Annotated in this window: 12 protein-coding genes and 1 tRNA gene; 5 read left to right on the top strand and 8 right to left on the bottom strand. The window is 34.4% G+C overall.

Annotated elements, in window-relative coordinates:
- The first annotated feature begins 108 nt into the window (after positions 1 to 108).
- Positions 109 to 966 (top strand): AraC family transcriptional regulator, encoded by an 858-nt coding sequence (locus tag J8281_RS08140; protein WP_210197123.1) that lies wholly within the window; start codon positions 109 to 111, stop codon positions 964 to 966.
- On the opposite strand, the gene kynU is transcribed toward J8281_RS08140, so the two are convergent.
- Positions 949 to 2,250 carry a kynureninase gene (gene kynU / locus J8281_RS08135; RefSeq protein WP_210197356.1) on the bottom strand — a complete coding sequence of 434 codons (1,302 nt, stop codon included), beginning with the start codon at positions 2,248 to 2,250 and terminating at the stop codon, positions 949 to 951. The genes J8281_RS08140 and kynU overlap by 18 nt on opposite strands.
- Before the next feature lie 251 nt (positions 2,251 to 2,501).
- Here kynU and J8281_RS08130 point away from each other — a divergent pair, with 251 nt between their 5' ends.
- Positions 2,502 to 3,146, top strand: coding sequence for an O-methyltransferase (locus J8281_RS08130; RefSeq protein WP_210197122.1), 645 nt, complete (start codon positions 2,502 to 2,504; stop codon positions 3,144 to 3,146).
- 41 nt (positions 3,147 to 3,187) lie between these two features.
- Here the strand turns inward: J8281_RS08130 and J8281_RS08125 are convergent, their stop codons facing one another.
- The 6 genes from J8281_RS08125 to J8281_RS08100 form a co-directional block, all read right to left on the bottom strand.
- Positions 3,188 to 4,690, bottom strand: a complete 1,503-nt coding sequence (locus J8281_RS08125; protein WP_210197121.1) for a S8/S53 family peptidase — start codon at positions 4,688 to 4,690, stop codon at positions 3,188 to 3,190.
- 800 nt (positions 4,691 to 5,490) lie between these two features.
- Positions 5,491 to 5,784, bottom strand: a complete 294-nt coding sequence (locus J8281_RS08120) for a twin-arginine translocase TatA/TatE family subunit (RefSeq protein ID WP_210197120.1) — start codon at positions 5,782 to 5,784, stop codon at positions 5,491 to 5,493.
- 83 nt (positions 5,785 to 5,867) lie between these two features.
- Entirely contained in the window at positions 5,868 to 8,174 is a 2,307-nt protein-coding gene (locus J8281_RS08115; RefSeq protein ID WP_210197119.1) for a M1 family metallopeptidase, read from the bottom strand.
- A gap of 59 nt (positions 8,175 to 8,233) precedes the next feature.
- Positions 8,234 to 8,734, bottom strand: coding sequence for a DUF6702 family protein (locus tag J8281_RS08110; RefSeq protein ID WP_210197118.1), 501 nt, complete (start codon positions 8,732 to 8,734; stop codon positions 8,234 to 8,236).
- 151 nt (positions 8,735 to 8,885) lie between these two features.
- Positions 8,886 to 9,653, bottom strand: coding sequence for a hypothetical protein (locus tag J8281_RS08105; RefSeq protein WP_210197117.1), 768 nt, complete (start codon positions 9,651 to 9,653; stop codon positions 8,886 to 8,888).
- A 93-nt stretch (positions 9,654 to 9,746) separates the two neighbouring features.
- Entirely contained in the window at positions 9,747 to 10,538 is a 792-nt protein-coding gene (locus J8281_RS08100) for a carboxypeptidase-like regulatory domain-containing protein (RefSeq protein WP_210197116.1), read from the bottom strand.
- Between the two features lie 101 nt (positions 10,539 to 10,639).
- Here J8281_RS08100 and pepE point away from each other — a divergent pair, with 101 nt between their 5' ends.
- Complete coding sequence (gene pepE / locus J8281_RS08095; protein WP_210197115.1) at positions 10,640 to 11,347, top strand: dipeptidase PepE; 708 nt, start codon at positions 10,640 to 10,642, stop codon at positions 11,345 to 11,347.
- 10 nt (positions 11,348 to 11,357) lie between these two features.
- A complete protein-coding gene (locus J8281_RS08090; protein ID WP_210197114.1) occupies positions 11,358 to 12,272 on the top strand; it encodes a glutaminase in 915 nt (304 codons plus the stop codon).
- Between the two features lie 118 nt (positions 12,273 to 12,390).
- On the opposite strand, the gene J8281_RS08085 is transcribed toward J8281_RS08090, so the two are convergent.
- Positions 12,391 to 12,463 (bottom strand) — tRNA-Gly (locus J8281_RS08085).
- A 309-nt stretch (positions 12,464 to 12,772) separates the two neighbouring features.
- On the opposite strand from J8281_RS08085, the gene J8281_RS08080 reads away from it, so the two are divergent.
- Positions 12,773 to 13,890, top strand: a 1,118-nt coding sequence (locus J8281_RS08080; RefSeq protein ID WP_210197113.1) for a hypothetical protein, incomplete at its 3' end; no start/stop codon positions are given.

Below are 13,890 nucleotides of genomic sequence, written 5' to 3'. Positions count from 1 at the left end.
TCAAATGTAAATACATAATTTCATAGATATTAAAACAAAATATGCTAATACTAAGACAAAATATGCATACATATAGAAAAATACATTTATAAATGGTAATTTTATTATATGCAAATCTCTTACGAACAAATTTACCTGGAACAATCCAAATCCTTAAAGATTGAAAGTTATACCCATAAGTCTCGTTGTAACATAATTAACTGGCATTTGCATCCAGAATACGAATTAGTGTTCATTAAAAGTGGTAAAGGAAGTATTCACATCAATTCTTATTATGAAAATTACGACAATGGAATGCTTGTTTTTTTAGGACCCAATATCCCTCATATGCCTTTTGGAAACAACCAGTTTAAAAATAATGTAGAGGTAGTAATACAGTTCCCGGAAAGCTTTATTTCAGAAAAGTTACTACATTTTCCAGAGTTTAATTTGATCGTAAACTTTCTAAAAAGATCATGTAACGGACTCCTATTTTCTTCGAAAACACATCAACAACTTCAATCTCGATTTTTAAAATTTAGCAAACAAAATAATATTGAGAAATTACTAAACTTTATGGATGTTTTATATCACCTTTCGATTGCTACAGATCAAAAACAGCTTTTAAAAACACCTCCGTTTTTTGATATCGACAAACAATCATTCAAAAGAATTTCAAAAGTATATCAATATGTAAATGACTTTTACGCAAATGACATACGATCTGATGATATGGCAAAAATACTAGGATTGACTCCAAACTCTTTTTGCAGAATGTTTAGAAATGCTACCCAGAGAAATTTCATTGATTTTCTCAACGAATTTCGAATTAAAAAAGCTCAGGAGTATTTTGATAACGGCAAAACATCGATAGCTGAAGTGATGTTCTTATGTGGCTTTAATGACCCTTCATACTTTTCAAGACAATTTAAAAGATACTTGGGAGTATCGCCCTCGTTTTATCAAAATTTACAACTCACTAGATAATTGATTCGCTTTTTTGAGAATTCCTTCCTTTAAGATTTGACCAAAACTATACATATCTTCAAAAGAACAATAAAAAGGTGCTGGTGCCAGACGAATAACATTAGGCTCTCTCCAATCGGTAATAACACCATTTTGCATTAAGTAATCAAATATTTTTTTTCCTTCCCCATGTAAAAACACAGATAATTGTGTACCTCTTTCTTTAGGATTTGCAGGTGTAATAATTTCAAAAGTGCTTTCTACCTGCTTATCAATTTCTTGTAAAACAAATTCAAGATATGAGACTATTACTTTCCTCTTTTGTATCAATGCCTGCATTCCCACTTCTTCAAACAATTGCAATGAAGCTAAATAAGGCGCCATAGATAATATAGACGCATTACTCACTTGCCAAGCATCGGCATTAGGCATAGGTTCAAATTCGGGTTTCATCAAAAATCGAGTATCCTTACTGGTCCCCCACCAACCTTCAAACCTGCTAATTTCACGTTGATCGTGAAAACGTTCATGTATAAAACAACCCGAGGCATTACCGGGACCGCTATTCATGTATTTGTAGCTACACCATGCAGCAAAATCCACATTCCAATCGTGCAAATGTAACTCGATGTTACCCGCGGCATGTGCAAGGTCCCACCCTACTAATGCACCAATATCATGACCTGCCTTAGTGATTTTCTGCATATCAAACACCTGCCCGGTATAATAATTTACTCCGCCTATCAAAATTAGCGCGCACTCATCACCAACATCACGAATCATTGAAAGGATATCTTCTGTTCGAAAGTTATGTTCTCCTTTTCGCTTTTTTATTTCTACTATAGCATTTTCTGGAGTATATCCGTGAAATTTAACCTGACTTTGAAACATATATTGATCGCTGGGAAACGCTTTTTCTTCACAAATAATTTTGTATCGTTTTCCTTTTGGACGGTAAAAAGACACCATTAATAAATGCAGGTTTACTGTGAGCGTATTCATCACGGTAATTTCTTCGGGTTTGGCGCCAACAATTTTGCTAAGAGGTTTTGCGAGACGCTCATGATAGTCCCACCAGGGTTTTTTTGCATAAAAATGCCCTTCTACGGCCAATTCTGACCAATCTTTCATCACTTCGTCTACATAATCTTTAGCGTTTTTGGGTTGTAGCCCTAGAGAATTTCCGGTAAAGTAAACGACTGGCTTATTGTTCACCTTCGGAAATAGAAACCTGTCCCTATACTTCCTTAAGGGATCTTTTTCGTCTAGCTGTCGTGCAAACTCTAGCGTATTCTCAAATTTCATAATGGCCTTTTCATTCAAAAATACGTATAATACCACTTCCACTTTGAAATTATTCATTAAAAATTACCCTTTTCCGTTTATACTTCAACATAAAAAGCAACGGTAGCTACGGCTATGATTTAGTTTTCGTTTTTGTCTAAACAAAAAATGACCGCTTTTTATTTAAACAGTGTTAAAGTAGAACTAGTATAAGAGTCGATAGAAAAGGATAACTTCTTCATAAACTTTTTTAGTTTTGCAAAAAAGAAATCATGCATTTTTTACCAGAAGAATTAGATACTTATATAATAAATCATACTGAAGAAGAACCCGAATTACTACAAAAATTGACTAGAGAAACCTATCAAAAAATTTTACAACCACGTATGCTAAGTGGCCCCTATCAAGGTAGGGTATTAAGCATGCTATCGAAGTTGATTCGACCCAAGTATATTCTTGAAATAGGAACCTATACCGGGTATTCTGCACTCTGTTTGGCCGAAGGTTTATCGAATCAGGGTGAACTACATACCATCGATAGTAATGAAGAACTCTCAGATTTTCAGCGTAAATATTTCGATCTTTCTCCTTACGGAAAACAAATTTATCAATATACTGGAGATGCCACCCATATCATCCCAGATCTTGATATTAAATTCGATTTGGTGTTTATAGATGCCGACAAACCAAATTATTCTAATTATTTTAACTTAATTATCAATAAAATGAATACTGGCGGTGTCATAGTATCAGACAACGTGCTTTGGAGTGGAAAAGTAGTAGCACAAATCGCTGAAGATGATATTTCTACAAAAGCGCTTTTGGATTATAATAAGCTCTTAATCGAAGATACTCGAATAGAAACAGTAATGTTACCCATTCGTGACGGACTGACGATAAGTAGAATAAGAGATTGAAATCTTAGGTAATAGATCTCAACCTCTCAAGATTTATAAGTTTATTGCACCGCTTTTAAGGCATTAATATTTCCGTAGCCGAATTTATTATTTCGGTTGGGGTAAAATTCACCAGATCTTTTCAATTTATCCAGCACTTGTTCTCTAGACATATTGGGATTACGAGCCCAAACCAAAGCAGCAATACCGGCCGTCATGGCTGTAGCTACAGATGAACCACTTACGTAATCTGTTACTCCTGTATCAAACCCTATAACGGGTACATTTCTATTAGCATCGCCCGCGCGTTGCATAACGATAGTGAAATCAATTTTACTACCATCATGGCAAACGTTACAGCGATTGTATCCGTTATCTTTTAAACCGGTTACAGCAACAGCCTCGCTCATGCTGGCAGGAAAAATTACACCGTACCAATTGGTAAAAGTTGTAGATGTTCCTCCGGCAGCTATAATCAATTTCCCTTTACTATGCGCATATTTTACGGCATCCTTAACATTGCCAATCGACCAGGGGTATCCAATAGACATCGAGATAATTTTTACATCACTCCTATCCCCTAAGGCTTTTAATGCATTACTAACGCCTTTGCGTTCGTGATAATCATTTAAAACTACATCAGATGTACCACGATAGGCTATCAAGTTACAGTTGTACGCTACACCAACCGGCATATTAGTATTATTACGCGGCGAGGCCAGAGCTGATGCCATAGAGGTACCATGACCACAAAGATCGTTTGGACCATCTAAATTATCAGACCACCACCAGGGAGAATCGATGTAAGTTCCAAACCGTTCTATAGAACGATTATTTGAATCCCCGCTGTTAAAACCGTTTCCTAAAAGACGTTGACCTGCTGATATTCCACTATCAATAAGTCCTACCGTAATTCCTGAACCTGTACTGTAGTTCCAGGCCTGTGGTACTTTATGAATATCAAAATTCCAAGGCAACCATGCGTTAGGAGTAATCACACGATAATCATCACCATGAATAGTTTGCCCATCTCTATCACATCCTAAGCCGGATTTTTCATAAATACCCGACTCTTTTAAATATAAATTATACCCGATAGGATCAATATACCTAATTTGATCTGCAGCTTTAAGTTCGACAACAGTTTCTAATCGAGTGACTTGAATATCCATTACATTTAAAATATCATCGTCGACAACCTTGACAGCTGTTTTACCATTTTGCTCTGTTTTCTCAACAATGGCTATTACGTCGCTTTTAGCCTTACTTAATCGGGGAGATTGCTGTGCTTTTGAAAAGCTTTCTCCTGCATTGCCATAGCCAATACTTAAAACATTATTACCATGAACGGCAGCGCTCCATAAGATAACAGCTGGAGCATCTAGCCAAACTACATCACCTTTTGTTTTAAGTTGATCAGCGATATATTCGTTGACTTCTTCAACAGAAAGTAATTTTTGAGCATCTAATGATAGTTGAGTTTGATCAATAATTTGATCGGGGTTTTCTTTTTCACAAGACCAAATGAAAAGCACCCCAAAAACGAAGAAAATAATTTTTTTCATATACGTATAAGATTTATGAGTTTGTGTGTAAAAACGAATATAATTGAACTTGTAAAAAACTTTAAAATATTATCAATTATATAATTTTAAAACTAATATATTAATTATATATCAAATTTTTTATTTATTTTTTAAAAATTTGATAATAAAAAACATCATACTATGCTTGCATAACACAAATATTTAGGTTGAAAATTCCCCGAAATACCAGTAATCATGGGTGTTCATTTAAAGTCATAGAGATACCAGCCATCTAGATCGAAAAAGAACTCAATTAACCAAACTCGATATAAATTCTTAATATAAAAAAGCTTTGAAATTGATTTTTCGTAGCGACCTCTCGAATCTGTACGAGATAACATGGAGAAAAATTGCCTGGCTGTCTATAGTACAACTCCTTCCCTTGAGGACGATACAACGTTGGTTGTAGGCGAGTTGCAGGTGGTGGATAAAGATGAGTGTTTCTTTAAAAACATCCTCCTTCAAAGGGGGAAGTAAAAGCCGTCGATACAACGAATGTGAGTTCAACCAACGTATAAAATTTTTATTGGATATCTCAAACTGACGCAATTTTCTTACATCGAACTCACACTCAGTTAAGTAGATTTTGATAACGGACTTAAAATTTTAGTTGAGATGAAATAAATTAAAAGATATGTAGGCGACCCTCGAGAAGTCGATATACGGAATATGCTCAAACAAGTAATACTTCAAATTTGGATACCAATGAAAAGAGTTTTAATCCCAGTTATTAAGTGCAGTATCGAAAGAAAAGAGTTTGAGAAATTTTATGAAGTGGGTTAGAACCTTCGTTTTACAGGACCTGTAATGTCATCGATATCATCTTTAACCTGATCTATTTCTTTTTTGATGTCTGACGTAATCGAAGAAGTAACATCAGTATTTAGTCCTTGTTTTTCTGCACTTTTGGTAATTTCAGTTTTGATATCATTAGTTGCATCTTTAACTATTCGCATTCCTTTGCCTAAGCCTCTAGCTATTTCAGGAATTTTATCAGCACCAAAAACCATAACCAATATAAAAACGATAAAGGCGATTTCTGTTCCGCTAATAAATAAGGGCAATACTACCATAATACTACAAATATATACAATCTATGAAAAACAAAAGCCATCCTAATAGATCAGGATGGCGTATTTATGATAATTTTATTGAATTATTTGCCTTTTACTTTGTTTTTAAATTGATCAAACTTTCCTAAGGTTTTATTTTCTGGCCAACTGTTATTAGAAGTATCTATATCAGCCGTTTCTTCGTTAGGATCTACAACAATTTTGGTTATCGCCTTTTCTGAAGCCAATGCCTTTTTTACTTTATCATCGTTTTTACGCCAGATTTGCGCTGGATAGGTAATGATTTCAGAACTTCCGTCTTCATAAGTATACTCTACAATCAAGGGCATTACTAATCCGCCGGGCTTTTCAAAAGTAATTTCGTAAAAGAATTTAGGATTTTTAATTCTCTTGCGCTCATCTTCAGAAAAATTATCCATTAGATATTCCTTTAGACTACTAGTATCTTCAATCAATCCATCATTTGATTTTATTCGTTTATAATCATCGCTGCCTTCTTCGACCATAACTACCAGATCTGCGGGGTTAGCGAATCTTAATCTTCTATCGTTTGCAGCAAATTGCTGAGAAGCTAATGTGGGTATTTTAGAAACTACAAATTTCTTCACATCGCTTACACCTATATCTGTATAATCGGTAGTATAAAACCAGCCTCTCCAGAACCAATCCAAATCAACTGCAGAAGCATCTTCCATAGTTCTAAAGAAATCTTCAGGAGTAGGATGCTTAAACATCCAACGTTGCGAATACGTTCTAAATGCATAATCGAAAAGATCCCTACCCATAACAGTTTCCCTAAGAATGTTTAATCCTGTAGCTGGCTTTGCATATGCATTTGGACCAAACTGGTGTATATTATTAGACTGTGTCATGATCGGCGATAAGCGATTTTGATTTCCGCTCATGTAAGGAACAATTTTTTTTGCAGGACCTCGTCTGGAAGGGTAATTTTTATCATTTCCTAAAGCATCTGGGTACCACTCTCCAAAATCCTGTTCGGCAACATATTGTACAAAAGTATTCAAACCTTCGTCCATCCATGTCCATTGCCGTTCGTCACTATTTACGATCATAGGAAAAAAGTTGTGTCCCACCTCATGAATAATAACACTCATCATTCCGTATTTTACGCGATCGCTATAGGTTCCATCAGGATTTGGTCTTCCGTAATTCCAACAAATCATAGGATATTCCATTCCTTGATTTTTAGCGTGAACCGATATTGCTTTGTGGTAAGGATAATCAAAAGTCATACGACTGTAAGATTTTAGGGTACTGGCCACTACTTTTGTAGACCAATCTTCCCAAAGTGGGTTTCCTTCTTTTGGATACATAGAAACCGCCATAATATCTTTACCTCCTATTTTAACAGCCATCATGTCCCAAATAAATCGTCGCGAAGTAGCAAAACCAAAATCACGCACATTTTCAGCTTTTAACTTCCAGGTTTTCTTTTTGTCTGAAAAAGATTTCGAGGCTTTATCGGCTTCGTCTTGCGATACAATAATTATCGGTTGCTTGTATGATTTTTTTGCCTTTTCATATCGGCTCATCATTTCTTCAGTAAATACTTCTTTTCTATTGGTTAATACACCAGTACCATCCAAAACGTGATCAGCGGGAACGGTAATATTTACTTCAAAATTACCAAAGGGTAGTGCAAATTCTCCACGCCCCCAAAATTGATGATTCTGCCATCCTTCTACATCATTATACACTGCCATTCGTGGATAAAATTGCGCAATAACATAAGCGCGATTACCATCTGCAAATTCTTCATAGCCTGATCGTCCTCTTCCATTAACATGATCATTAATATTATACCACCAATCTATCGAGAATACGAATTTACCACCCGGGGGCAAATCTTTGGGCATCTCAACCCTCATCATTGTTCTATTGATGCTGTATTCTATGGTTTCGCCTTTTGAGTTTTTGACCGATGTAATGTTGAATCCTCCGTCAAACGGTTCGGCAAGATACTTTGTTAAGAAACCCTTGGGAGAACTTGCAAGATCAACGCCACTGCCTTGAATAAGTGGTGTTTTTGAATCTTTGGCCCGCATATTCTGATCTAATTGCACCCATAAAAATTCTAAATGATCCGGCGAATTGTTTGTATAGGTTATGGTTTCTTTACCATAGAGCTTCTTGTTTTTATCATCTAGCTCTATATCCATTACATAATCTGCTTGCTGCTGATAATACGCCGAGCCCGGAGCGCCAGAACCTGTTCTATACATATTAGGCGTAGCAAACTCTTCATACATTTGCTTAAATTTGTTTTCATTAGTATGGCCTAACTCCCTGGTTTCTTGTTTACGTTGCGCATAAGCTATCGAACTAAATAGTAATGATCCTACAGTAAGGACAAGCAGTATTCTTTTCATTTTGAGATGTGTGTTATGTAATTATTTGCAAAATAACTGTTTTTTGAAATTTTAATGATTTATTTACTAAAATTTAACAGCCCTTCGCTTTTTCCGCTTTCTAAAATCAGACTTTTACGTTGATCTTCTTTTTTTATGTGCACTATGTTTTGTTGTTCTTCAAACAGATCCATCAAAATTTCATTTGAAATCTCTATCGATGTTAATGAAGAAACTTGTTCAATTTCTAAATAACAAATAAGCAAATCATCCTCGTACTCTTTACCTAGAAAATTAAACGATACTTGTTCTCCATTTACCTTAATTCTTAGTTTTTTCGTAAAATAAGTATTTAAATATTGATCAATGTTAGGATTTTCTTTTGTAGCTAATAAAACAATATTTGTATCATATCTTTCTTTGAGTACATCTTCTATATCATCAATAAAAACTCTAGTAATAATTTGTAAAGATTGTTGATTGGTGTTGTAGTCGATTTGTGTAACACTAACATAAAATTTATGAATTGTAAATGAGCTTACAATGCATGCTATCGTTAAAAAGAATAGAATTTTTTTCATTAGAAATGATGTAATACCATTGCTGAAATTAAAGGTGTAACTTAATATCTGAATCGTTATAAATGTTAAAAATACTTAATTTAAAAATAATGCACTAAAAATTATGCTAAAACTCAAAAATTGCATGGTACTTAAACCTTTTTGCGTATTGTTAATTCAATGCTTTGTACAGTCTATAGCGTTTTGATTTTTTCTGAAGAAATTCGAGCAAATACAGTTTTTGCTGATGTTGTAATAGTTCTTCAAAAGTATCATCTTCAGCACAATAATAAATAAAATCAGAAATTAAGTTTTCTGGAACCTTCAATGAATCTACAAAAAATACCGTAGCAAACGACTTTTCTCCTTTTTGAATTGTTGTTTGCATATCTTCTAATCTCTTATTTCTTTTCAAAATACGTAACCGACCTGAAATTGTGTTTATTATAAAATCCAGAGGAATTCCACTTGCAGATGTCTTGGCAGTATGTAATCTTCTTTCTGCCAGTGTAGGTTGGGGTGTATTTCCAAATGGAAGGCCCAGCGTTTTAGAATCGACAAAAGGTTGAACTTTTATGGCTTTACTATCCTTATCTAAAAATCCCGAAAGTTCTATGGTGCTTATATTTACCTTTTCTAACTCTTGGACTAGTGGTTTTAAAACAATTACAAATTTCTTATTATTTAGAAGATCTTTATCAACAATTAAAGATTGTATCTGGTATTGAACAGATGAAAAGACAATAGAGTCGCCTACCGCTGCAGGTATTTCGAAAATACCGTATTCATCATTCGTAGTTCCTATTTCTTTATTAAAATTTATAATATTTATGGCATATCCTTGTAAAGAGTCGGCAATAATTTTTCCTTTGAACAACTGTGATTGACCACTAACCTGAAAAAAAATAAATACGAAGAATAAAAAAGATAGGATTTTCATAAGAGTGTTGTGCGCCGTAAATAGATGACTATAGATACTTTTCTAAAAGAGACGACAAAACTCAATTACTATGACAAACTGTAACGAGGTAAATTATTGTTGTTGTTTGTATAATTTACTTTGAACCACCAAAAATTGAAGTAAATCCAGTTCTTTACCAGTTTCAAAATAAGTAGTACTTAGACCGTTATTTTCAGCAAAAAATATAAAATCATTAATTTGATCAATATCAAGGGCTAAATAATTCTTGAAGAAATCGTCTTTATACATATTACGAACCCTAACATCGATATCTGATGCATGATTTTTCTTCTTTGCCTCGTCCTTATCTTTAAAAACAACCTTAAAAAGATTAACAAAATTTAAACCATTGATCATTCTATCCTCTAAGAATACTGTATTGGTGACAGGAGATAATTCGTCGGGTCTAAAATCGTAATCAGTATCATTTATGACTACAGAAGTCTGTCCGGCAACCTCCCCTAACCCACTTTCTTTGAAGCCAATTTTTTGTACGTCTACTGTTACATTTCCGTTAAGATCATATGGAGTGACCACTACTTCATCAAGTTGGTTTACAGACTCGTTTAAGAAGATATTTAGCTTTTTACTATCTATAATCCCTTTATCCACTAATACGATAAAATGCTGATATTGCATAGCTACAACTTCTAATCTGTCATTAACACCAACGCTTAGCTTAAATCTTCCATCACTATTAGTAATTGTACCTTTATCTGTACTTCGATTATAAACGACAACACCCTCAACATCATCTCCAATAGGTGCGCTTATTTTACCATCTATCATCACTCTCGACGTGATTTGCGCATTACAAATGGTTAAAACGAAGCAAAATATGAGGGTAGAAAACTTTATTTTCATGTTGAAATAGTGTTGATTTATTTTCTAAGATACTATATTTTTTTATCTTCATTAAAGATTAAGATATAATAAAAAGTTAAACTACCTTTACTAAAAAACTAATGAAAAACTGTGTAATCGCCAGTACATCTACTTTATATGGTAGCACACCGCTTACCTATTTAAAAGAAACACTATTGGAGTTGTATAACGATGTTGATGAAATACTTTTCATTCCATACGCTCGACCGGGTGGAATTTCGCATGACGAATATACCCATAAGATTAGTGAAATTTTCAAAAAATTAAACAAGAAAATCACAGGAATACATAAATATGATAATCCAATTGATGCTTTAACGCAAGCGAAAGGTTTGTATACGGGAGGTGGTAATACATTTCTTCTTGTTGATCAATTATATCGCTATGATCTTATAGAAGTACTAAAAAACAAAATCCTTTCTGGAACTCCCTATCTCGGAACAAGTGCTGGCAGTAACATAACAGGACTTACCATGCAAACCACTAATGATATGCCTATTATTTATCCGCCTAATTTTAAAACACTAGGTATTCTCCCTTTCAATATTAATGCGCATTATCTTGATCCAGATCCTAATTCGACTCACAAAGGTGAAACTAGAGAAACTAGAATTAAAGAATTTCATAAACTTAACCCACAGCCTGTAGTGGGCTTAAGAGAAGGAAGCTGGCTAAGAGTTAAAAACAATGAAATTATTTTAGGGGGCAACTTATCAGCAAGAATTTTTGAACAGAATACATCTCCATATGAAGTAGCTGCAGAAAGTTCATTAACTACATTAAATTAAACGATTAATTGTGGATTATCAGGAAATACTCGATACGATCGCTTTAGAACTTACTACAAAACAACCACGAGGCAATGTAGCTACCTATATTCCTGAGTTGGCCAAAGTATCACCGCAAAAATTTGGGATGCATCTGCACTGCATTAACTCTGGTCACTATTGTTTTGGTAATAGCGATGAAAAATTTTCTATACAAAGTATCTCAAAAGTTTTCGGATTAACATTAGCCATGTCTTTGATACATGAAGATCTTTTTGAACGTGTCGATGTTGAACCTTCTGGAAATCCATTCAATTCTTTAATACAATTGGAGTATGAAAACGGAATTCCCAGAAATCCTTTTATTAATGCTGGAGCACTAGTAATCTCAGATATTTTAATCTCTACTTTAAAAAGCCCAAAGCAAGAATTTCTTCAATTTGTACAAAATATTACTGACAATGATACTTTGAAAATTAATGTAGAGGTATTTGAATCTGAAAAAAAATGTAGTTATCGCAATGCTGCCCTACTTCATCTCATGAAATCATTTGGTAATATCACTAATGATATTGAAGAAGTGTTAGATTTTTATATCTATCAATGTGCTATAGAAATGTCTTGCAAAGAATTGGCTACGGCTTTTATGGTATATGCCAATCGTGGCGCAAAACTTTCTAGCCATGAAGAGGTTATTTCTCCTCATAAAGTAAAACGAATTAATGCCATAATGCAGACTTGTGGTTTTTATGATGAGGCAGGAGAATTTAGTTTTCGTGTAGGATTACCTGGCAAAAGTGGTGTTGGCGGAGGAATTGCAGCAATACATCCTAATCAGTATGCGGTTACGGTATGGAGTCCATTATTGAATCCTAAAGGAAATTCGGAACTTGGAATGTATGCTCTGGAACGGTTGACTACACTAACTGGATTGTCAATATTTTAAAAAAATCTATAATTAGAAAACCAACAGAAACTTTTTTTCGTAAATATTGAAGAACCTCAGTTAGAAGAGCGTAGAAAAAAATAAAAAGGCTCAGAATTTCAATATACTGAGCCTTTAGAGCGGGAGACCGGGTTCGAACCGGCGACATTCAGCTTGGAAGGCTGACGCTCTACCAACTGAGCTACTCCCGCTTTGTGGAGGTAAAAATATAAGTTTTTGGTAGAAAAATAAAATTAAATTTCAAAAATGCGAGAATCGAATACAGATTATAAATTTTACGGTAAAACCGTAATTAAAAGAAAGGCTAAAACGTATTTTGTCGATAAATATTGCTGTTAATCCGAAAAAATATGTATTTTTGTTAATAAATTTTTAATTATCTAAGTAGTTATTACTATTATTGTTAGTAAAATAATTTTAAACAATTACTTAAAATTATTTGAACATTATCGTCAATTGTTTTAAATAAACCTATTTATTGTAAAGAAATACCCAATACTATGAATGTAAGAATTACCCTAATTCTACTGCTTTTATTAAATGCCGGTACACTATTGGCACAGGTAAAAGTAGGAGACGCCCCCAATGCTATTGATTCTTCTTCTCTATTAGAATTACAAAGTGCCGACAAGGTTTTTGTTTTAACCAGAGTTACTAATGGGCAAATGAATCTTATTACTCCTCTTCCGGGAGCATTAGTTTATAATACTGATCAAAATTGTGTATTTCAATACGATGGTACCGTTTGGCAATCTTTGTGCTCGATTAGTTCTACAGAGACGCTTACATTTATTGTAGATAATAATGATGGAACATTTACTTATACTAATGAAGAAGGAACTGCAGTACGAATAAATAAAGCCCAATTACAAGATTTAGGTAACGGTACATTTACTTTTGATAATGGTAATGGATCACCAATCAATTTTGATGGTACAGATGATCAAGATGCTACCGAGGTAAATCTAAATGCTCCCATCGATGTAGATGGGGATAGTAATTTGGAAACTACCGTTCAAGAAGCGATTCAGGATATTTCTGCAGCCGTTTCAGCAGATGGTGATACAATTACGGGTAATGAAATATTGGATGCTACCGATGGAACTTTGATTCGTAATGGAGCAGGAACTACTACTAATCCTTACACTTTAGATGTTGCTACTGGAGGAATTTCGACTACAGAAATTGCGAATGGAACCATTGCTTCTGAAGATATTGCACCCAATGCCATTAATGCCGCAACCATCAATGCAGATGTAGCAGGAACCGGACTTACGCAAAATGCAACAACAGGTGCTCTGGAAGTAGATGTTACCGCAATCAATGGTGATGGAAACATTACATCTTCCGACCTTACTGTTGGTGGAGATACAAATGCACTACTTGGCGATGTAACACTAGAAATTGCTCCAAATGCAGTAGGAACTACTGAAATCGCCGATGATGCGGTGACCAATGCACAAATTGCAGATGATGCTATACAAACTGAAAATATTGCTGATGATGCTGTAACTGCAGCTACTATTAATAGTGATATAGCAGGAACCGGACTTACGCAAAATGCATCGGGTGCACTAGAAGTAGACGGAACTGCAATCACAGGTGATGGAAACATTAC

The sequence above is a fragment of the Aquimarina sp. U1-2 genome (genome assembly GCF_017897595.1).
Lineage (GTDB): Bacteria > Bacteroidota > Bacteroidia > Flavobacteriales > Flavobacteriaceae > Aquimarina.
Note: the sequence above shows the minus strand (reverse complement) of the source record. Positions and strands in the feature narration are given on the sequence as shown.